General features: G+C 66.7%; 13 protein-coding genes and 1 pseudogene. 7 read left to right on the top strand and 7 right to left on the bottom strand.

Annotated features, from left to right (window positions below):
- Complete coding sequence (locus tag HR086_RS00705) at positions 1–3,342, top strand: Ig-like domain-containing protein (RefSeq protein ID WP_174464550.1); 3,342 nt, start codon at positions 1–3, stop codon at positions 3,340–3,342.
- A gap of 115 nt (positions 3,343–3,457) precedes the next feature.
- Here HR086_RS00705 and HR086_RS00700 read toward each other — a convergent pair whose 3' ends face one another.
- Positions 3,458–5,008, bottom strand: a complete 1,551-nt coding sequence (locus HR086_RS00700) for a GspE/PulE family protein (RefSeq protein WP_141640685.1) — start codon at positions 5,006–5,008, stop codon at positions 3,458–3,460.
- 564 nt (positions 5,009–5,572) lie between these two features.
- Between HR086_RS00700 and HR086_RS00695 the strand changes: the two genes are divergently transcribed.
- Both HR086_RS00695 and HR086_RS00690 read left to right on the top strand, forming a co-directional pair.
- Complete coding sequence (locus HR086_RS00695) at positions 5,573–6,004, top strand: Imm30 family immunity protein (protein WP_174464549.1); 432 nt, start codon at positions 5,573–5,575, stop codon at positions 6,002–6,004.
- A 322-nt stretch (positions 6,005–6,326) separates the two neighbouring features.
- A complete protein-coding gene (locus HR086_RS00690; RefSeq protein ID WP_174461608.1) occupies positions 6,327–6,479 on the top strand; it encodes a hypothetical protein in 153 nt (50 codons plus the stop codon).
- On the opposite strand, the gene HR086_RS00685 is transcribed toward HR086_RS00690, so the two are convergent.
- Complete coding sequence (locus HR086_RS00685; protein WP_174464548.1) at positions 6,460–7,293, bottom strand: hypothetical protein; 834 nt, start codon at positions 7,291–7,293, stop codon at positions 6,460–6,462. The genes HR086_RS00690 and HR086_RS00685 overlap by 20 nt on opposite strands.
- Positions 7,294–8,294: 1,001 nt before the next feature.
- A complete protein-coding gene (locus tag HR086_RS00680; RefSeq protein ID WP_174464547.1) occupies positions 8,295–10,226 on the bottom strand; it encodes a hypothetical protein in 1,932 nt (643 codons plus the stop codon).
- 209 nt (positions 10,227–10,435) lie between these two features.
- On the opposite strand from HR086_RS00680, the pseudogene HR086_RS49660 reads away from it, so the two are divergent.
- From HR086_RS49660 to HR086_RS00670, 3 genes and pseudogenes are all read left to right on the top strand, one after another.
- Positions 10,436–10,537 (top strand): annotated as a pseudogene (locus HR086_RS49660) (IS5/IS1182 family transposase); the annotation flags it as partial.
- Between the two features lie 25 nt (positions 10,538–10,562).
- The gene (locus tag HR086_RS00675) at positions 10,563–11,213 is read left to right on the top strand and encodes a TetR/AcrR family transcriptional regulator (RefSeq protein ID WP_174452960.1); all 651 of its coding nucleotides are present in this window, start codon (positions 10,563–10,565) and stop codon (positions 11,211–11,213) included.
- A gap of 105 nt (positions 11,214–11,318) precedes the next feature.
- On the top strand, positions 11,319–13,796 hold the full coding sequence (locus tag HR086_RS00670; RefSeq protein WP_174464546.1) for a GH25 family lysozyme: 2,478 nt from the start codon (positions 11,319–11,321) through the stop codon (positions 13,794–13,796).
- A 71-nt stretch (positions 13,797–13,867) separates the two neighbouring features.
- Here HR086_RS00670 and HR086_RS00665 read toward each other — a convergent pair whose 3' ends face one another.
- Both HR086_RS00665 and HR086_RS00660 read right to left on the bottom strand, forming a co-directional pair.
- Positions 13,868–14,422, bottom strand: a complete 555-nt coding sequence (locus HR086_RS00665; protein WP_174464545.1) for a dihydrofolate reductase family protein — start codon at positions 14,420–14,422, stop codon at positions 13,868–13,870.
- A 184-nt stretch (positions 14,423–14,606) separates the two neighbouring features.
- The gene (locus HR086_RS00660; protein WP_174464544.1) at positions 14,607–17,045 is read right to left on the bottom strand and encodes an FG-GAP-like repeat-containing protein; all 2,439 of its coding nucleotides are present in this window, start codon (positions 17,043–17,045) and stop codon (positions 14,607–14,609) included.
- Positions 17,046–17,503: 458 nt separating this feature from the next.
- On the opposite strand from HR086_RS00660, the gene HR086_RS00655 reads away from it, so the two are divergent.
- Positions 17,504–18,832, top strand: coding sequence for a M12 family metallopeptidase (locus HR086_RS00655; protein ID WP_174452956.1), 1,329 nt, complete (start codon positions 17,504–17,506; stop codon positions 18,830–18,832).
- Positions 18,833–18,889: 57 nt separating this feature from the next.
- Here the strand turns inward: HR086_RS00655 and HR086_RS00650 are convergent, their stop codons facing one another.
- Both HR086_RS00650 and HR086_RS00645 read right to left on the bottom strand, forming a co-directional pair.
- Complete coding sequence (locus tag HR086_RS00650; protein ID WP_174452955.1) at positions 18,890–20,314, bottom strand: DUF1552 domain-containing protein; 1,425 nt, start codon at positions 20,312–20,314, stop codon at positions 18,890–18,892.
- Positions 20,311–22,020: a DUF1592 domain-containing protein gene (locus HR086_RS00645; RefSeq protein ID WP_246136946.1), complete on the bottom strand. Its 1,710-nt coding sequence runs from the start codon at positions 22,018–22,020 to the stop codon at positions 20,311–20,313. The genes HR086_RS00650 and HR086_RS00645 overlap by 4 nt, the downstream gene beginning before the upstream one ends.
- Positions 22,021–22,046 lie beyond the last annotated feature (26 nt).

The raw sequence follows: 22,046 nt of genomic DNA, 5'->3' as shown, positions 1-22,046 counted from the left end.
ATGAGATTGCGCAGGTGGTTGTTGGGCGGTTGTGTCTTCATGGTCGCAAGTTGTGATTCCGCGCCGCTGGACGAGGCCGCGCGGGAGAAGTCTCCGTCACGGGTCCAGGCGGAGCGGCTCGCCGCCGAGCACGGCTTCGACCTCCGGGAGGTCACGCTCGTCCCGGCGCCCGGTGACACGGGGGACCGCCACTCGCTCCACTTCCAGGGCATCCCCATCCAGGGACTGGAAGCAAGGACGACTCAAGGAGTGACCTCCCTCACCAACGTCCGCTTCGCGGCCACCACGCGTCCCCAGACGCAGGCTCGGGTCACCGCCGCCCAGGCGGAGGCCACGGTCCTCGCGGAGATGAAGGACGCTTCGGCGCGGGTGGAAGAGTCCCGGCTCATGTTCCTTCCCCAGGAGGAGCGCCGCCTCAAGCCAGGCGTGCCCACCCCCGCCGCCGGACGTGCCCACAACGCCGACCACTTCGAGCGCGTGGTGACGGGCCTGACGCTCGTGCACCAGCTGCATCTGCTCACGGGGAATGAACCGGCCGGGATGGAGCGGCGTTGGAGCGCGCAGGTGGACGCCCGCTCCGGCCAGCTGCTGCGGTTGGAGCCGCTGGCCATCGACCTGGCAGGGGGGACCTACAAGCCCGTGTCGGGCTATGGCTACTTCTCCGGCAGGCTCACGCACTCCGTCCTCTTCGAGAATCGCCTCTATGTGCTCCAGGATCCACGGGGCAACAAGTACCAGGCGATGCTGAGTACGGAGAGCCTCCCTGGCTCTGTTATCGAAGACTATGTGAGCATTGACGCGAAGTTTGGTGATGGGCGCCTCTTCAACCCCACGAACGAGGAGAACGGCGAGAACGGCGAGAGCGCGGCGGTGGACGCGATGTTCGCCGTGAACCTGGCCTGGGGCGTCTACGAGTCTCTCCTCAGCCGCGATGGCCCCACCGGAGCGGGTCTGCCTTTCGAGGTCTGGTTGCACGCCCCCATGGGCAACGCGGAGTACAATCCCAGCAACACCCGTCCGCGGTTGGAGATTGGCTATCGCACCTTTCCCGCTGGCGTCACGGCCGCCGGGGGCCTGCTCGTTCCATTGTCGACCACCGACATCATCGGCCACGAGCTGGGCCATGACTTCTTCATGCGGGAGCTGGCCAGGAACCCCGCGACCTTTCCCTCCGGCAGGACGGAGATGCATGGCATGAATGAGGGAACAGGGGACATCTTCGGCTTCGTCACCGAGCTCGCCCGCGACGCCGCGCGGGTGGGTGGGACGGCGCTCGACATCGATGCCGTGCCCCTGAAGACCACCAACCTCACCATGGGTGAGGAGGCCGGCCCGGTGATGCGCAATCTCATCGATCCGATCATCGACATCTGGTTCGACGGCATCGGCGGTGAGGAGACCCACCGCGCAGGTGGCCCCCTGGCGCGCATGTTCCTGCTCCTGGCCTACGGCTGTACTCCCTGGCAGGGAGAGCAGAGCACGGACCCGTGGAGCAGCTTCCTGGTCCCCGAAGGCTTCTCCGGCCTTGGCCCCACCGCGGCCTTGCGCCTCTGGAGCCGCGCGGTGCAATCCATGCCCCTGGGCGCGGACTACGCGCAGGCCCGCCAGGCAACGCTCGAGGCGGTGATATCCCTGTACGGCGCCTCGGGAAGCACCCAGATGAAGACCGTGGGCTCCGCGTTCGCCGCCATCAACGTGGGCGACCTGCCCGACACGAACCCTCCCACCGCCGTTCTGAGCTGCACCCAGGTATGGGCGGACATTGAATGCACCGGCACCGTCACCGATGCGGAGACTCCCAACAAGTTCCACACACCCCCACAGCTGATACTGGATGGCGGAAATCCGTTCCCGCTGCCGGGCTGGCAGTTCACCCTGCGAATGCCGGGGGCCGCGCTCAAGGACGGGACGCATACGGTCCGACTGAAGGCCTGGGACTTCTGGCAGAACGCCACCACCCAGACTGTGTCCGTCGTATTGGACAAGAAGCCGCCCGTCCTGTCGGTCACCCGCCTGGGCCCGCTGAAGCAGCCCTACTTCTCCGTCACGGCGACCGACGACTCCGGTATCGAACGGGTCGAGTACTTCGACAACTCCGTGTGGAGGTCAACCGTATCGATGGCGCCCTTCGACAATGAATACGACACGTCGACCTGGCCTGACGGCACCCACGACATCTTGATCAAGGCATTCGACCGCTTCTTGAATGTCACGATGGTCCACCACGCCCTGGATGTGGACAACACGCCTCCCAATGTCTCGATGACAGTGGGAGGCAGTGCCCCGCCCTTCATCGTCAACGCGAGCGTGTCGGATATCTCGACCATCACACGGGTCGACTTCAAGGTGGACGGAGTGGTCTTCGCCACGCGCACGAACTCCGCCACGTCATATGTGGTCCAGTACACGCCCATGGATCCGCTGGCCCACAACCTCTCCGTGGAGGTGACGGATGCCTTTGGCAACAAGAGCGTGAGGACCCTGGCCGCGCCTCGTGACGTGACGCCCCCGGCGGTGACCTTCGAGAAGACCCAGCTGGGCTCCTTGGTGAGGCTCACCTTTGGAGCCTCGGACATCTGTGGCCTGGTCTACCCCTATGGGTTGTATGTGGATGGGACCCTGGTGGCGCTGCCCACCACCCCGGGGTACGTGCTGGAGTTCGGTGCCAACATGGCCGACGGCCCGCACGCCTTCCACGCGGTGGTCCATGACAACTGCGGCAACACGACGAACTTCGAGACCGTGTTCTTCAAGGGAATCACGCCTCCCGTCATCACAGGCATCACCCGTGACGACTCCCAGCCGAAGTCCCCGAAGTTCACCGTGCAGTGCGTAGACACGGATGGCGTTCACCACGTCGAGATGCGCGAGAACGGCGTCGTGATGCAGATAGACACCACCGCACCCTACGAGTTCATCGTCGACACCTCGGCCCGGCAGGACGGGGACTCCATCCTCTTGTTCCAGTGCAGCGACCTCCAGGGCGCGGCGAGCACGCCCGTGACGCGCACGGTGACCGCGGACAACACCGGCCCCACGTACACGTTCACCGTTTTTGGTGCCGGTCGCACCTACTTCGTCTCAGCGGGGACGGTGAGCGACCCGCGGGGCATCCAGTCCGTCGTCCTCAGCGGAGGCCTGATCCCGGGCTTCAACGTCACGCTGACGCAGGCGCCGTACTCGTTGACGTGGTCCATCCCGAACATCTACTCCTTCGACACCCAGCTTCCTTTCTCGCTCCTGGCCACGGACAAATGGGGCAACACCTCCAACACGAGCCTCGCGTGTCCGGTCGACACGGCCTCAACCGAGCCCGCGTTGCTGTTCTGTCAGGTCCTGTGACGCAAGGCTTCAGGCCCGTCGCGAGTTGAAGCAGTCCCCTGGGCCAGCACCTCCGAGAATCGTGCTCGGAGGTGCTCCTGGCCTGGCGAGGCCCGCCCTCCACTCGGGCTCGGGCCTACGCCTCCTCGTCCGACTCCGCGCCGAAGCGCTCATCCCGGGTGGTGAGGATGTGGCGATAGGGCACCACGCGCACCAGCTCCGCCACCGTGGTGGTGCCAGCGTTGACCTTGTCGAGCCCGTCCTCCATCAGCGTTCGCAGGCCGTGCTTCCGCGCGTGTCGGCGCAGCCGCACCGTGGGCTCACCGTGCGCGATGAGGTCCTGGAGGTCCGGGTCCACGACGAGCAACTCGAAGATGCCGGAGCGACCTCGATAGCCCGTGTGATTGCAGGCGGGGCACCCTCGTCCGGCGCGCGTGTGGACTCCGTCCAGCAGCCGCCCCAGCAGCTTCGTCTGCTCCGGCGTGGGCTTCGTGTCCTCCACGCACTGCTCGCAGATGCGCCGCACCAGTCGCTGCGTCAGCACCGCCAGCAGCGAGTCCGCCACGTCCACGTCATCCAGTCCCAATCCACGGAGGCGGGCCACCGCGCCCACTGCGTCCGCGGTGTGCAGGGTGCCCAGCACCACGTGCCCCGTGGCCGCGGCCGTCAGCGCCATGCTGCCTGTTTCCAGGTCTCGAATCTCTCCCACGAGCAGGACGTTCGGGTCCTGGCGCAGCAGCGCGCGCAGCAACGTCGCGTACGGCATCTGCGGCGTCACCTGCTTCTGGTTCACCTTGGGGACGTAGTACTCGATGGGGTCCTCGGCGGTGACGATCTTGCGCCGTCCGTCGTTCAGCCGCGCCAGCGCCGAATACAGCGTCGTCGTCTTCCCGCTTCCCGTGGGGCCGGTGACGAGCACCAGTCCCTCCGGGTTGGAGAGCAGTTGGAGGAAGACGGCCTGCATGGCGGGCGACAGGCCCAGCTTCTCCACGGGGACCAGACCCACGCTCGCGTCGAGGATGCGGATGACCACGTCCTCGCCCGCGGGGCTGGGCACCACGCTGACGCGGAAGTCCACCACCTTGCGGCCCTCGGGGCGCTCGACGAGGGCGCGCAGGCGACCGTCCTGGGGACGACGGCGCTCGGTGATGTCCAGTCCGGCCAGCACCTTCACGCGGCTGACCACGCCCGGCAACGAGCGCGGGTCGATGTCCGTGTAGGACTGATGGAGGATGCCGTCGACGCGATAGCGCAGGTCCACGTCGTCGAAGTAGCTCTCCACGTGGATGTCGGACGCCTTCATCTCCACGGCGCTGAAGAGGACGTGCTCCACCAGCTCCACGGTGGTCGGCGAGTGGGTGAGCTTGAGGCCGGGCTTCAGCACGATATCCGCCGTGACACGCGGGCCCGCGCCGAAGCCGACTTCCAGCGCGGATTCGATTTCGTAGGGGTTCAGGCGCACCGTGTTGAGGGGGCGCCGGAGGAACTCGGTGACGAGCTCCAGAATCGGCCCATTGTCCGGGTTCGTCGTGCCCACCGTCACCGGCACGTCGGGGGCTTCCGGGTCCACCTTGCCCAGCACCACGACCTGGTTGCGGCGGCAGAACGACTCGGGGAGCAACCGGAGCGAGGCCCGGTCCAGGGTGAACTGCGCGAGCTCTGCGAAGGCGGGGGCGTCCTCGGACATGGCGGAGGAGGGATTATCAGCCTCGCGTCTGGCTGACCATCACCGCTCCGGGGGAGGAAACCCTCCCCGCGCCGAGGTCCCCCATCGAGAATTGGCGGCGCTTCCGTCGGGAGCACCAGCCCGACAGGACGGCGATACCGTCAGGGCCGCACTGAAGCGCGGAGGCAACGGCGCATACAGCGGCTCGTGGCCATCGAACTCAAGGCATGGCCCCAGCCTCGCCCAGCTCCCCACGTTGAGGGGCAACGCCGCAGACGTTCATGTTGGCCACTGACGTGGAGAAGCGCAGGTCCGACTCACCGCGACTCAGGCCATTGAGCTGATGGCAGACGGCGCGGTTCACATGGAGGTCCGCACGCGCGCGACGCTCGTCCTGAAGTGAGCCTGCAACTCGCCCCCTGGATGTCGCGGTCAGGACATAGCTCCACGAAGGCGCCGGATTCTCATCCGGGCTCATTCTCGGCGGGTGGAGGGCCACGCGTGTGACGACGCGCCGTGGACACTTTCCTCGCGCACACACCAGAATCTGGAGGAAGTGGATTGTCACGATGCGAGGGAGGCGAAATGGAGCTGCGGAGAGAACTGGAGTTCTACTCGAAGTTGAGCACGCCTTCGGATGTCGAGGCTTTTTCCCAGGTCCTGGGACGCATGGCGTTGAGCAAGGACCGGAAATACATCCCTGTGATGCTGTCGTATCTCGATGATGACACGGAGCATGGAGACCTGATGAAAGAGATCATCGGCATGTCGGAGTCGTTCGGCGCCGATGACTACGTCTCGACGGTCGTCGACATGACAGGCACGTTGCGGGACAGGGCCTGGGATTGGCTGGAGATCATCCACTACCGCATCTTCAACTCGGATGAGTTGACGACGGTGTACAAAGACGCGCTGGCAGGACATGCGGAGGAGGCGGCCGTCAGGGGATATCTCAAGGAGTTCCTGAACGGCAACCCCGAGAAGAGGGAGCGCGTCGAGTGCGTCCTGGCGGATTGACTTCAGAGTCTGTCAGCGCCGTCTTGGACCATGTCGGACAGCCGGCTCGGTGCTCCCGACGTTCAACGAGTAGCGGACCGCTGGCACATCACACAAAGTGCGGGAGAGCCACGGAAGCGAGTGACGCTCATGCTCTCGCGCAAGAAGGTAAGAAGAACCTGCACCGGATGGTGCGGTTCTCGGCCTGCTGAGGCCAAACGCAGACTCCGCTGAATGACCTCGCCAAGGAGCCTCCCCCCGAACTCCCTCCCGACCAACTACACACAATTCGAGACGTGACCGCCTGTTTCTCCTTCTTCCCGTACGGGAGCGGTGGGCACCGATGGACGACGAAGATGACACGCCGGCGCCTCTCTACGAGGAGAAGGTGGTCAGCCTCAACCTGGAGCTGGCAACCCGGGTTCTGAGCACACGCATTCCATGGAAGGCACAGGGCATGGATGCGGTGAATGTGTCTACGGGCGCAGCCCGGTGAACAGGTCGCCACTCCACTGGATGCTGCTTCGCATTTTCGTGGCGGCCTCCGCGCAGGCCCCCCGCCCGGTCTCCAGCCGAAGCACGTTCCCGTCCAGAGTCAGGTCCCCAGTCGCCAGACAGCCCGAGATGTCGATGTCCTCGAGCCAATGATCCATCTCCAGGTTTCCACCGAAGGCGGCGGGATGCTCCGAGAACTCCTCGGGCAGTCCCAGCGGCACGCCCCGGTATTCGAAGCGCATGGACTCGTCCGATTGGAAGGCGAACTCCAGTACATGGGGATGTCCCTGGTAGGTGAAGCGCGCGCGAAGCTGGAAGCTGGGGTGCTCCGGTGTCCCCGGGACCCACCGCGTGTCGATGGCGGGATAGGAGACACGGGGGATGAACACTTGCTTGCCCCCCGCCGACAGGCGCTTGCCGGTGCCCACCTCCACGGGGCCCGGGAGGTGAAGCACGCCAGGCAGGTCCTCGGTGGGATCCAGGAGGGGGTCCGAGCCAGGGCGCCTCACGGAGTTGCTACAGGACATCTCCGGGGAGAGCACCTCCTCATAGTCCTCGCAGCGGACCGCGGGCGACAGGTCCATCCGCAAGTCCGCCAGCCTGTAGGTCAGGGTCTCCACCGTGAAGAAGAGGTCGTCGGACGAGACAAAGCTGTCCGGAGCCAGCTCGAAGGTGTTGTCCGAGGTCATCCGGATGGTGTTCGAGCTGTAGACGAAGTCGAGCAGATACCGGTCGCTCTCGTCGGGCCCTCCGCAGGCGCAGAGACCCAGAGTGGCGGTGATGCCGACGGTACGGTGCCAGGAACGTGAAGGCATACATATGGGAAGGGAATCGATGTGCGGAAGAAGGTGCGTGCACCGGAGCTGGGCACGTCGATGGAGGCCCCGGGGAGACTCACTCTATACCGATGGTCCGGGGAAGGGACAAACACGAACGGTCACGGCGATTCCCGCGCCAGCAGTACTGGCCTGGTTCCGCGAGGAATAGACTTTCGGAAGACTGGGCGCGCCTTCAATCAAGCGCTTCGGCATGACTTGATATGGGCTGCGCGCGAAGGATGCCGCGATCCGCTTGGCGACGACCCGAGGCGCAATCATTTTGCGAGTGCACTTCGTTCCAAAATCAAGCGCCTGCGAGAGCAGAGCCGAACCGGGGCGTCCACCGCTGGCCCGAAAAAACTCGCCGCAGGACTTGCCATCGTTGACGGCAGAGGCTCGGCGGCAGGGGTGCTCGACGAAATCGTGGGTCCTGGCCCCTGGGACCACGCCATCTGTCTCAGTACCGCCGAGTGCTTGTTGATGGCTGGGGTCATCTTCCCCGCGAACACTGTGTTCGCTCTGGCCGATTCCGTCTTTGAGCGCCCAGCGAAATGGATGCGGGATTCAGGCAAGTACCGCTTCTGGGTTCTCTCGAACCGAACATCGGAGGCATCGTATGAAGCTGGCTCAGCGCCGGACGGAGGCGACCACTCGGCTTCTGGAATTGTGCGAACGCGGCCTACAGGAGTTCAGTCGGCGCATTCTCTCGAATGTCATGAACTCGCCAGGCTCGCGCGAGGCGCTCGCTGCAAATCCATCCCTTTCATCGCGAGGCACGCGTTAGACAAGAAGGCACTGCCAGTTGGCAGGGCCTTTCATTCAGCTCCCCGTCAGCGTCCCTCACCTCCCCCTCTATTCCCGCCCGCTACGCCCAATAGGGCTCCTCTCCTTCTCATGCTCCGTTGCAGGCGACCCACCGCGCAGGCGCCTCTCCCCTGGCGCCGATGGAGTGTGCCGAAGCGTGGCGAGCGAATCCCCGCCACGCTCCGGGATAGGACTCACAACGTCTTCATGTATTCGATCAGCGCGGTGCGCTCCGCATCGGTCAGCACGTCGGTGAACGTGTGGCCTGAGTTCGACTGGCTGAACATCCGGGTGTTGTAGATCTTGCGATCCTCGATATCCGAGTTCGAGAAACTTGGGGACACGATGCTGCCGAGGAGGTTCCAGGCCAGCGCGCCGTTGCCGTACAGCAGCGACAGCCCGCCCTCGATGAGCGGCGTCTCGTTCGGATCCCACGGATTGCAGTGGTTGAACGGCGAGAAGGTCAGGTGGCTGCACGCAATCGTGTCGTACTTCCACCCGACCTTGGCCTGGTCATAGGCCTTCGCGAGGTCGGTCTCGAATCCCATCACGACGCCGAACCTCGGCGACTTCGACTTGCGACGCCAGATCCGCGGGCGGTCCGACGACTTGAGCAAGCTCCAGAGGTCGGGCACCGAGCCGTTGTGGAAGTAGGGGCCGGACGCCCAGATACCGTAGAGAGGCTGCGCGAGATAGCCGATCATGTTGTACTTTTCGGCGCACCCGTCCTGGCCGTTGTACCCGAAGAAGCTGTACTTGGCCTGGGTCTCGACGGCTCCGTCGTTGGCGAGCAGTCGGGCTTCATCGGTGTCGATGACGTTGATCGCCGTGACGTTGGCCGCCATGCCCTCGAACAAGGGATTGGCGAGGAAGTTTGGATCGTTCACGTAGCGCGGCGCGTAGGCTCCATGGCAGCTCGCGCACGAGCCGTTGCCGGCCTGCTGCGGCTTCACGACCGGGTTGTTGCGGTTCGCTGCCCACAGATCGAGCGTGTGGAACAGGAGCGACCCCTGCTGCGCGAGCGCCGTGTTGACCGGTAGAGGGTATGCCGGCGACTTCAGACCGAGCATCCAGGTGTTCGCCTCGTACTCGTTTTCGAGGATCCAGTCGTAGCCGCCCTCGTAGTTCGGCAGTGCGGCGCCCGGCATGTACCACGAGAGTTCGATGCGCGTGGCGTCGCTGCTCATCCCGGCGTCGAAGAACTTCACCGGCCGGTGCCCGAGGTTCCACCAGTTCGGCGGGTCTTCCGTGCCGGTCGAGCCGGCCGCCCAGATCTCCGGATTGAGGATGACGCCGGGGATGGTCCCGTCGGGGTCGAAGATGGTGAGTAGGGCGAAGAGCTGGAAGTTGGTGATGTTCCCCGTGCCGCGGATGCGGTTCAGGGAGGCAATCGTGAAGGCGGGGTTGAGGCCTCCGAGCTCGCCCAGGAACAGGGACGCGTCGGTGAGGCCGTTGGTGCCGTGGAGTGCCCCCAGGCCCGCGCCGTCGCTCGCCTTGCCAATCTGGCCGCTGTGACAGACCGAACACGTGACGCCGATCTGTCCGCTCCACGAGCCGTCGGGATTGCGTGTCTGGGTCAGTGCCATCGGCAGTTGGCCGGAGCCACCGTTCGTGCGGTTCGGATCCTCGAACGGGAGAGGATACGGATTGCGCTGCGCGCTGAGCGGGGTGCCGTAGCGCTCGGCGACGAGGTTGTCGAAGTCGGAAGGGCGGAACGGCAGGCCCCACCTCAGCCACAGCGCGTTGTACTGGGACGCCGACATCGACCAGAGACTCCAGGCGGAATGGCCGCTGAACTCCCAGCCGGCATCGGGACTTCCGTTTCCGCCGAGCAGCCGCCCTCCAGCCGCATTGGTCGACCGCAGCTCGCCACACGTCAGCGGAGCCCGGTTCATGCACGAGTTCCATCCCACGTTGAAGACGACGTTCTTGTTCGCCGTCGGCGTCACGAGTGACCGTGGGTCGGGCGGTAGGAGCGTCGCATCGGACTTGCCCGTACAGAAATCGAACCAGTAGTGCCCTCCACGCTTGCTGCCGAGCAGGTCCGATTGTGCTGCCGCCGGTGTGCCGCCGACACAGACAAAACACATCGCGACGAGAACGCTTCGAGTCAGACGTGCCGCCATGACGTCCCTCCTCCTGACAGCCTGTGGGTCGGTCGGATGGGGCTTCGGTCCGACCGGCTGGGCGCGTGCTCGGAGACATCAGTTTCCGAGACGCACACTCGGTATGAGCGCACTTCACGTGTACCCCGAAAAGGGACATTTGTCGCCAAAGTGCCGTAGGCGACATTTGTCGCCTAACCGCCTCTTGCGAAAGTCAGGGCTGGGCGGGTGCCCGTCCGGGCGTCGAGTCCAAGGAAGGACTCGGCCGCCACCGCCAGGTTGTCGAGCGAACCCTGGCGTGGAAGAACCCGCCTGGCCGACTGCGAGTCCGCGACGGACGCAATGGAGTCAAGCGCCATGGCTGACGATGCGCGTCAATCCGCTCCCAACCCAGACTTCGTGGCGCGCAAGCCGCAGCAGCAGCGCGCCAAGGTCCGGGTCGATGCCGTGCTCCAGGCGGCGGAGGAGCTGCTGCTCGAATCAGGGCTCTCGGCCTTCTCCATCCCGACGCTGGCGGAGCGTCTCGAGTACCCGCGCTCGACGATCTACAAGTTCTTTCCGACCCCCCAAGCCCTGCTCAACGAGCTCGCGGAGCGCCAACTGGCGGCGCTGGAAGCGCACCTGACGAACTATGCCCAAAGCCTCCTGGGGGCCAAGGACTGGCAGGAACCGCTCACGCGCATGGTTCAGGAGGCGGCGGATTTCTACCGCACGCATCCGGCTGCGCAGGTCGTCCTGCTGACCGGACCGGTCTCGGATGTGAGCTTTCGCGCGCTCGAGTCCACGATCGCGCGCCTCGGCACGCTCGCGCGCAACCTGCTCGCGACGCACGGCATCGACATCCCGCGGGGCTCGCCGGACATCGCGGCGCTGGCGGTGGAGTTCGGCACCGCGAGCCTGCGGATGTCCTTCTACCTTCATGGCCGCATGACGAACGAATACACCCAGGCCGCGGCCGACGTGATGATTTCATTCCTGGCAATGCGGCTGGGATTGCCTCTGCGCTGATTCAGGCCCAGGCGTCCAGCAGGGGAGCAGGACACCTCCATCGCAAGAATTTCACGTTTTCATGCTAAATCTGCTCTGGTTCGAGTCATCCAACCAGGGAGCGACATGAATACCCGAGCCCGTCCAGGGCGCTTCAACCCGCGCCGCCTCTTGACCCCGACGAAGCTGCTGTGGGGCCTGCTCGTCGTCCTGACCGCCTGCGGAGGCCCGGACACGGGAGGCTCCGGGAGCCCCACCGACGTGGTCCAGGAAGCGCAGGCCCTCGCACCGTCCAACGTGCAGGCCTTCTACGCGGAGTCCCGGTGGGGGACCCGCTTCGGCGTCAAGGGCCCCTACTACGGTCCCCTGGGGCACCGGGGGCTGGACCTCTACGCGAGCGCGGGCCAGGCCATCCCCGCGCTCCGCTCGGGCATCGTTCGCCGCGTGCAGTACTCCTCCATCGTGGGCCACACCCTCGCGGTGGAGTCCGCTCCGGGCGACTTCTCCGGGTACGCCCACGTCATCCGGACGCGCTTCGCGGTGGGCGATTACGTCCAGCAGGGAGACATCATCGCGTACGTGGCGGGCGCGGGAGACGACCACGGCTCGGCGTGGACCGGGCCCCACCTCCATATGACCCGGGGCACCACCAACAACGCCGCGTTCGGCGAGAACGTCAGCGACCCCGCGCCGCTCATCCGCAACGTGCTCGGCACCGGCAGCGGCGGAGGCACCGGCAGCGGTGGAGGTTCCGGGGGAATCCAGATCAGCATCGACGAGGGGAAGATCCTCCAGCGCGTGGCCCAGCGGGGCGGCTACACGGGCGCGGTGGACGGCGTGCCCGGCGTCAACACGTGGAAGGGCATCCAGACGGTCCTCACCGGCAAGGGCTTCTACTCCGGCCCCATCGACGGCGTGCCGGGTGAGAACACCTGGAAGGGAGTCCAGCGGCTCGCCCAGCTCGGCGGGTACACGGGCCCCGTGGATGGCTTCCCGGGGCAGTACACCTACGCGGGGCTCACCACCTGGCTGGCCCAGGACCCCGGAACGCCTCCGCCGTCCGGGATGAGCGGTGTGTATGGGATTGATGTCGGCACGACTCAGCGGGACCTGGACTTCAATGCCATCAAGAGCGCCGGCTACCAGTTCGCCATCGTCAAGGCCGGCGGCTCCAATGTCTCTCCCCTCTACGTCGCGCCCTACTACACCCAGCAGGTCGCCCGGGCCCGCGCGGCCGGGCTGCTCGTGGGGCACTACTGGGTGGCGGGCTCGTACACCCCGGCCGGTGACGCGCAGTACTTCGTGGACCACCTCTACGACCACCGGCCCGGTGACCTGCTGGTGCTCGACAACGAGGCCATCGACAACGGCATCTTCTGGAACGACTCCCTGACCGCGAGCTTCATGCAGGCGGTCAAGACGCGGCTGGGCAAGGCCCCGTTCCTGTACACGTACTCGAGTCTGCTCAAGGCCCACACCTGGCCCCAGACGCAGGCCGTGGGCTCGAAGCTCTGGATTGCCCACTACACGGGCACGCCGGGCAACCCGTCCGTGGGGACGGCCTATCCCACGTGGGAGATCCACCAGTACACGTCGTCCGGCAACCAGAACGGGATTCCGCTCGACCTGAACGTCGCGAAGCTGTCCGCGTTCGCCGGACTGGCCCAGCCCCCGCTGGGCGCGACGGCGCCTCCGCCCACGGCCATCCCCGGAGGGAGTGGCGGCGGAGGCCCCCCCGTCATCACCGCCCAGCAGGGAACCATCCTCCAGAACCTGGCGCGCCGCGGGGGCTATACCGGCCCCATTGACGGCGTGCCGGGGGCCCAGACCTGGACGGGCATCCAGAAGGTCCTGCGTGAGCTGGGGTATTACTCGGGGCCGGCCGACGGCGTCCCGGGCGTCAACACGTACAAGGGATTGCAACTGCTGGCCCAGGACGGTGGCTACACGGGCCCCATCGATGGCGTCCCCGGCCCCAATACCTATAACGGCATCCAGGCGTACCTGGACGGGTCCTCCGGTCCCGTGCCGCCCGTCACCCAGGCCCAGGGCGTGACGCTGCAACGGATTGCGAGCGCGGGCGGGTATACCGGCGCGGTGGATGGCGTCCCCGGCACGAACACGTGGAAGGGCGTCCAGCAGGTCCTCGGGGGGTATGGCTATTCCGGACCCGTGGATGGCGTCATGGGCACCCAGTCCTACGCGGCGCTCCAGCGCTTCGCCGCGAAGGGCGGCTACACGGGCCCCATCGACGGTGCCATGGGCACCCAGTCCTGGAAGGGCGTGCAGACCGTGCTGCGGGGCTTCGGCTACACGGGCCCCATCGACGGTGTCATGGGCACCCAGTCCTACGCGGCGCTGCAGCGGGTGGCGCGCCTGGGCGGGTACATGGGCCCCCCCGATGGGGCCCCGGGCGTGAACTCGTGGCGGGGCCTCCAGACCTTCCTGAGCGGCGCCGGGTACACGGGGCCCGTTGACGGGGCCCCCGGGACGAACACGTACAAGGTGCTCCAGTCGCTGGCGAACCGGGGCGGCTACAGCGGGCCGCTCGACGGCATCCCCGGCCCCAACACGTACGCGGGCCTGGCGAACCTCCTGGACTGACGTCTGGCCCACTGCCCCAGGCCCGCTCCCGTGCGTCGGGAGGGGCCTGGCGCGGAGTCACAGACTCCAACTCATCCCGCTTTGCGACGGAAGTGGAGCGCCAGTACGCCGGACTTGAACCGCTGCGTCGATAGGAGTTCGAGCTGCCGCGCACTCGACAGGCCCTGAAACAACGTCGGCCCGCGGCCACTGATGATGGGATGAACGACGATGCGGTACTCGTCGATGAGCCCCAACTCCTCCAGTGCAGCCGCGAGCTTGGGCGCTCCGACGAGGACACCCCGCTCGGTCTTCGCTTTCAGCGCCGAGATCGCCTCGCGAAGGTCACCCTCCACCTTGATGGTGTTCCGCCACGGAAAGTCGCTCCGCGAGCTCGACACGACGTACTTTGCCTTCGCCTCGAGCTTCTGCGCCCACTCGCGCATCGCACGCGGCGCCTTTTCGTCGCGTGCCACCGCGGGCCAGGCTCCCTCCATCAGCTCGTAGGTGTTGCGCCCGAAGAGCATCGCCCCGCTCTGGTCCATGAGCTGCGTCCAATAGTCGTGCAGCTCGTCGTCCGCGATGCCCTGGGTGTGGTCGATGCACCCGTCCAAAGTGACGTTGAGACCGAAGGTGAGGAGGTTCATGGCGTGGGACTCTACGAAAAGCGCGCCCAGCGCGCAGCAGCCCGAGCCAGCGACGCAATGCCCGTCAGGCGCCTGCGCGTCTTCCGGTGCGCCGCGCGGCGAAGCACGCGGCGCACCGATCCTCCTACCGAGACCGCGCTGAACTCAGAGCACACTGTCCCATCGCGGTATCGCGGACAGCGACCTAGAGTCCGTTGGGGACCACGGTCACGGTGCTGGATCCCCTGTTGGTCAGGATGAGATCGGGGTACCCATCCGCGTCCATGTCCGCGGTGGCGATGGCGTTGAGGCCAGGCGAGGCGCCGGTCGTGACGACGGCGCCAGAGCTGAAGCCTCCGTTGCCGTTGCCGGTCATCGGGCGGACGCCGCCCGAGGCCGCTGTCACGAGGATGTAGGCGTCGAGCTTGCCATCGCCATTGAAGTCACCGGCCACGACGCCCAGCGCCGAGTTGGTGGCCGTATTGGCCGCGGCGATTGACTGAGCGCCGCTCGCGAAGGTGCCGTTGCCGTTCCCTTTGAAGAAGAAGAGGTACCGGCCGGCCGCGCCGTTCGAGAGGATGTCGAGTGTGCCGTCGCCGTCGGCGTCGCCGAAGGCGATGCCCGCCGTCTGGCCGCTGGCGGAATTGCTGTAGGCGACGGGTGCGGCGAACGAGCCGTCGCCCTGGTTGATGAGGACCGACAGGCGTGCGCTGGCGGGGCTCGTCACCACGAGATCGGAGAAGCCATCGCTGTTCAGGTCACGGCAGGCGGTGGTCGACTGCGCGCCGCCGGTGTTCGGGATGCCGATGAACGTGGGCGCGCCGAAGTTGCCCGCGCCGGTGCCGAAGAGCACGCTCACCTGGTTCTGGGTCACGCTTGTCGTGGCGATGTCAGCCACCCCGTCGTGATCGAAGTCCCCGGTGCAGAGGTGGACGGAGCCCGGGGTGCCAGTGGTGAAGCTCGTCGGCGCGCCGAAGGTCCCGGGCGCGCTCGAGCCCAGGTTCTTGTAGACGCTGATGTTTCCGTTGATGAGGGGCAGGTTGGTCTGGCCGTCGACGGTGACGGCATCGAGCCACCCGTCACCGTCCACGTCCACGGCCACGACCGCGTTGCTGGAGAGCGAGGCGCTCCCGTAGTTGACCTCTGGCTGGACGCTGGCGTCGCCATTCCCCAGGAAGACGGAGAGCGAGCCAGAGGGCGTCTGGGTCGAACCGGATTCGGCGTTGGCCACCAGGATGTCGAGCTTGCCGTCGCCATTCACATCGGCGACCGTCGGGGCCAGCGGGCTGTGGTTCGCGGGGGAGCTGACCGGCGTGCCGGGGACCTGGCCGGGTGGGATGGCCTGGCAGGTGGCGTTCGAGCAGATCTGTCCCGTCGAGCACACGATGCCGCAGGCGCCGCAACTCTCGGCGTCGCTCTGGAGGTTCACCTCGCAGCCGTCGGACGAGTTCGCGTTGCAGTCCGCGAGGGTGCCGGAGCAAGACTGGCAGATGTTCCCCTCGTAGGTGGGCGCGCACTTGCAGGTGTAGCTCCCCACGCCGTCGATGCAGGTGCCACCGTTCAGGCAGGGGCTTGCGGCGCACTCGTCGATGTTGGTGCAGGTCACGCCGTCGCCCTCGTACCCCGCCTTGCAGGCACAGGTGAAGGAGCCCCCGATGTTGGTGCAGGTGGCGTTTTCGCTGCAGTTGTCGGTGCCGGCGGCGCACTCGTCGATGTCGGTACAGGTCACGCCGTCGCCCTCGTACCCCGCGGTGCAGGCGCAGGTGAAGGAGCCCTCGATGTTGGTGCAGGTGGCGTTGTCGTTGCAGTTGTCGGAACCGGCGGCGCACTCGTCGATGTCGGTGCAGGTCACGCCGTCGCCCTCGTACCCCGCGGTGCAGGCGCAGGTGAAGGAGCCCCCGATGTTGGTGCAGGTGGCGTTGTCGTCGCAGTTGTCGGTACCGGCGGCGCACTCGTCGATGTCGGTACACACTGTCGGCTGTCCCGTGCAGGTGTAGCCCGGCTCCAACTGGCAGACGCTGTTGCAGCCGTCTCCCGAGAGTTGATTGCCGTCGTCACAGACTTCGAATCCGCCCAGCACCCCATCACCACAGACGGCCCGCAGCGACGTCTCCACCGCGTCCACCAGGTAGAGCGCCACCGCGCCCTTCAGGCGCACGTAGCGATAGGGGACGTTCCCCGGGTACGTCGCCACGGCGATATGCGTTCCCAGGCCCAGCTCCACCAGATGCAACGAGCTGGAGCCGATGTAGGTCCCATCCGCCTTCAGGAAGTCCACCTGGGCCACCAGCGCCAACGACAAGCCCTTGTAGTAGACGCGCAGGTCGCCGGTGCCTTCCTCGCCCGCACCCAGGTCCAGCACCAGCGCCGCGTTGAGAAGGCCCAGCAGCGTCGCCACCTGTCCATCCGGAGCGCCCAGCGCCGCGCTCGCGTTGAGCACCGCCGCATTGGTGCCCGACGCCACCGCGTCCGCATACGGGTCCCACGTGAACGAGGCTTCCAGCGGCTCACTCGTCAACGCCCCGGGGTCTTCTTGCGACACCCCATCCGCGGGAGGACGGGAATCCACACCACACGCCCCCAGTGACAAGACCAGTGTCAGGCCCAGCCCCCACGACCACAGCACACCTTGACGGCTTCGCATCTTGTTTCTCCCCCAAGGAACAGGATGGAACCCGGAATGGACCAGCCCCCCATGGAATGAAAGACACTATTCCTTTCTCCCTCCCATTCGGCCAGCAACATGTGAATGGCCAGCGTCCTCTGGCGACCCGCCAGAAAGCACTTGAGGACCATGGACACAGAGTCCATCACATGCATTTGATCGTCTCCGCGTCTGTTCCCGCATGTCCGCAAAGTAGAAGGGGTCTACTCGTGTGGTTACGCCTGGAACCCGAGTCCTGGCGCTATAACCCATACGGGGAATCCACAGGTACCCGTTCGCCTTGGCGCCCATGAATGCATATGCAGTGCATCTCTTCCATTCGGCGGAGGCGCCGGGGCATGCCGTGAATTGGTGCGGGCCCTTAATTCCAAACGACAAATGTCAGAGCGATGTGGTTGTCTCCTGCTTTCCGGAATGCCTTCCGGAAAGGAGGCACCATGCTTCGACTTACATTGAAGTCCGCGCTGGTTGCACTGTTCATCCCCAGCCTGCTGCTCACCGCCTGCGGTGAGGGACTGGAGTCGCGTCCCGCCCTGGACCCGGAGATGGCCCGGGTGCCGGCTGGCGCCCCGGTTCGCGAGGGCTACGCCTGGAACGCCGCGAGAGGGAAGCTGGTGCCAGTGAAGTACGCCGAGGTGGATGGACTGGCCATCCTCGATGGAGACATGATTCTCGGCACGGTGGAGGAGATGGAGGCGCGCGTGCGCGAGGTGAAGGCCCGGGGAGGTCTCGACGCCCCGGGAGTCCACGCCCAGGGCGTGGCCATCACCGGAGCAAACTTCCGCTGGACCAACTCCGAGGTGCCCTACACCATCGACGCGGCTGTGCCAAACCAGGCGCGAATCACGGACGCCATCAACCACTGGCAACAGCGTACGCACCTGCGCTTCGTGCAACGCAACGTGCTCAACGCGGCGCTGTACCCGAACTACGTCAATTTCCAGACGGGCGCCGGGTGCAGTGCCCACGTGGGACGAATTGGTGGCAGGCAGGTGGTGACGCTGGAGGCCGGGTGCACCACGGGCAACACCATCCATGAAATCGGACATGCCCTGGGGCTGTGGCACGAGCAGTCGCGCGAGGACCGCAATAACTACGTGCTCGTCCGGCCCGAGAACATCACCGCGGGCTATGAGCAGAACTTCAACCAGCAGATCGCCGACGGTGACGACATCCTCGCCTATGACTACGGCTCCATCATGCACTACCCGAGGACGGCGTTCTCGAAGAATGGGCTGCCCACCATCGAGCCCCTGGGGGGGCAGGCCATCGGGCAGCGCGATTCGCTGAGCATCACGGACGCGGCCACCGTGGCGCGTCTCTACTCAAGAACCATCTCCCTGCGTGCCTTGCGCGGCCACTACGTGGTGGCCGAGGGCGGCGGCGGCGGCGCGGTGAACGCCAATCGTGCCGCCGTGGGTCCCTGGGAGAAGTTCCAACTGGTGGACCGCAACGGCTTCGAGCTGCAGACCGGCGACCTCATCCACCTGCAGACGGTCAACGGCAACTATCTCATGGCCGTGAACGGTGGCGGCTCGGAGGTGACAGCCACCCCCACGGCGCCTGGCAGCTATGAAACCTTCCGCATCTCGAAGATATCCGGCACGGGCCTGCTCACCATCGGCACCGGAGACACCGTGGCCCTGTCGACGAACAATCTCCTCACCCCCCGCTACCTGTATGCCGATAACGGGGGCGACGGCGGGGTGTATGCCGCCGGTGCCTCCGTGGGGCAATGGGAGCAGTTCACCATCACCTTCTACTGAGGCACGGGGTAGGGCCTGCTCCAGCGTCGAACACTGGAGCAGGTCGCCATCGTCTACTCAGGCGATGAGCTCGGAGAGCACGCCCTTGGTCAGCGCCGGGTCGCCGAAGTCGTCCAGGCTCCCGCCGGCCGCGTTCCTCAGCCCCACGGCGGTGCCAATCGTGTTCAGCATCCGGTTGTGGTTGGGATTGCCGCCGCCCGACGCCTCGACGTAGACGCCCTGCTTGAGGAAGCCATTGCAGCTGCCCGCCAGGACGAAGGGCACATTGCGCGCCGAGTGAGCCGGCCCGTTGCCCAGGTCGTTGTACCAGACAGACACGCCGTGCTCGATGAGTCGCTTTCCGTCCGGCATCTGGTAGGCCGCCAGCCGGTCCAGGAGGTGCTTGAAGGCGCGCGCGAACTGCACGTCCACGTGGTGGTGCAGCAGGTCCGAGCCGGTGATGATGCCGCCGCTGGAGTCGTGCGACGTGCGACGGTGGGACACGTAATGGAAGTTCTCCATCAACTGCCCCGTGTCCGGGTCGCGGTAGCGCGTGTCGCCGTCGTTGCCATTGCCCACCTGGATGACGGCCGCGCGGTTGGTGCCGCACGCAATCGCCATCACCGCGATGTCCATGTGCAGCCTGGCGGTGGCGAGCACCTCGGTGCCGTCCGTGCTGTCATAGCCGGGTGACTGCTGCTGGAGGATGAGCTCCTGGTCCGCGCGCATGCGGCAGCTCAGGGCGACCTCCAGGTCCCGGACGTTGGACAGGTGCAGGTCCAAGCGCTCATGGTCGGACGCGCTCAGCTCGGGACGCTGCTGGAGCGACTGGAGCTGGGCCTTCACCAGGTCGTTCACGCTGCGCTGCCGGACGAGGAGCTGCTCGCGAGCCTCGGGAGTCAGTCCTCCCGGGCCGCCAATCATCGTCTGGTACGCATTCCACGGGTCATGCAGCGCGGCCCGGCGCACGTTGCTGCTCCGGTAGGAGAGGCAGGGCCCCCCGAGCCAGCCGCCACGCCGGCCCGCGTAGAAGACGAGCGAGTCACGCTGCTGCGGATTGAGCTCGCGGCCGATGCGGTGGTCAATGGACTCGCCTCCGGACTCGGAGCCGCCGCCCGCGCCCTCCACCACGGGGCCCCGCGCGGTCAGCCCCTGCATGGCGCCGCGGGCGTGGCCGTCCCCGTAGTTGTAGTCCTTCATGTTGATGTTGCGCACCAGCAGCAGGTCCGCGAGGTGGTCCTTGAGCACGTCCACGGCCCGCCCGGCGCTGCTCGCCGCGGTGAGCGCGCCCAGGGTGCGCGGCCAGAAGCGCTCCGGCTCCGCGCCGAGCTCCGACGTCGTCTGGGCCGAGGCGACGCCGTTGGCCTGCCGGAAGAAGATGGCGTACGGCAGCGCCCCCAAATCCGCCGCGCGGGCGGTCCTCGGCACCAGCCCCTCGAGAAACGGCAGGCTCAGCATCGTCCCGCCCAGGCCCTTCAACACCATCCGGCGACTCAGCTTCATGGCAGCTCCTCCGGGTGGCGATTCACGAAGCCCTCGCTGGTGACGACCTCCACGACGAGGTCGACGATGGGCAGGTTGCCCGCCTTCGACAGCTTTCCGAGCCGCTCCACCAACGGCCCATCCTCGTGGGCGAACGGGCGCCCGTGGAGGTACTCCACCCAGTGCTGCGCGTAGCACGCATGCACCCCTTCATTGGCCGCGAGTGCGTCCGCCAGGTCGAGCGCGTCGCGCACCGGCACCGTCTCCCCGTTGATGTTGGGAGTCGAGCTGGCGTCCACCGGATGTCCGTTGTCCGTGGTGCGGTAGCCGCCGATGGCGTCGAAGTTCTCGAAGGGGAAGCCGAGCGGGTTGATGAGGTGCGAGTGGCAGCTGGCGCACGCACTCCCGGGCACTTCGGTGTGCGAGGCGACGACCTCGCGATTGGTGCGGCCCTGCGGGGCGGGGAGCGGTGGGATGTTGGCCGGCGGCGCGCCAATCTTCCGGCAGATGATGCGCTCGGACACGAAGACGCCGCGGTGGATGGGGTCCGGGTCCACCGACGTCGCGTGCGCGGCCAGGAAGCCCACCTGGGTGAGCACGCCCTTGCGCTCGCGCGAGTCCAACGTCACGGGGACGAAGTCGGCGGTGAACGCGCCACTCAGCCCGTAGACCCGCGCCAGTTCGTCGTTGACGAAGGTGGCTGGCGAGGTGAGCAGGTCGCTGTAGCCGCCCTTGCGGGAGAAGACGACGTCCTGGACGAAGAGGGTCGTCTCCCGGGCCGCGTGCTCCCCGAGGCGCTCGGACACCTGCGGGTAGCGCGTGAGGGAGGGGCGGATGGCGGCATAGCGGGGCACGTCGAAGAGGGTGCGGTGGAAGGCCTCCACCACCTTGTTCGAGCGCGCGTCCTGGAGCATGCGCCGTGCCTGTGTGGCGACGCCCTCGCGGGAATGCAGGGTGCCCTCGCTCGCGGCGGCGAACAGGGCGTCGTCCGGCATGGCGCTCCAGAGGCCGTAGCTCAGCCGCGAAGCCACTTCGTAGTCGTCGAGCGGCACCCGGTCCCGCACGGCCTGCGTGCTGCGCTCCACGCGGTAGAGGAAGTGGGGCGACTGGAGGAAGGCCTCAATCACCAGCCGGATGCCCCCCTCGAAGGCCGCCATGTCCGCGTAGGCCTGGGGGCCCCTGCGGTACAGCCCGAGGTAGCTCTCCACCTCTTCGGACGTCAGCGGGCGCCGGTGCGCGCGCAGGCCGAAGGACTCCACGAAGGCACGGGCGCGCGCTTCGCCGGTGTCGGCCGACGGAGGCAGCACACGCGCGAGCTTCGTCGCGTCCGTCGTCACCTGGCCGGCGAGCTCCGCGGCGGCGCGCTGGTAGGCGCCCCAGAGGGCCTCGTCGACGGAGAGGGCGCGCGCATCGTTGTCAAAGAGGAAGCCGCTCTGGGCGGGGTCCGCGCGGAAGGTGCCCGCAAGCGTGGTGGGCGGCGCATCCAGCCTGAGCAGCTCCTGCACGCTGTTCGTCCACTGCACGTGCGTCAGGCGCGCCATCCGCACGGACGGGGCTGGCTTCTCGATGGCGGTGGGCGTACCGGGGCCGGGTCCTCCACCGGGGCCCTCCGGGTTGGAGATGTTTCCTTCGCAGCCAGCAGCCCCGCTCAAGACCAGCCCGAGCACCACCGGGCGCCACCACCGTCCCCGCTCCGCTGGCTCTCGTGACAACCGTTGTGACCGCATCCTCGGCACGAGCGCCTCCATCATTG

The sequence above is a fragment of the Myxococcus sp. CA039A genome (assembly GCF_013336645.1).
Taxonomy (GTDB): Bacteria; Myxococcota; Myxococcia; order Myxococcales; family Myxococcaceae; genus Myxococcus; species Myxococcus llanfairpwllgwyngyllgogerychwyrndrobwllllantysiliogogogochensis.
Note: the sequence above shows the minus strand (reverse complement) of the source record. Positions and strands in the feature narration are given on the sequence as shown.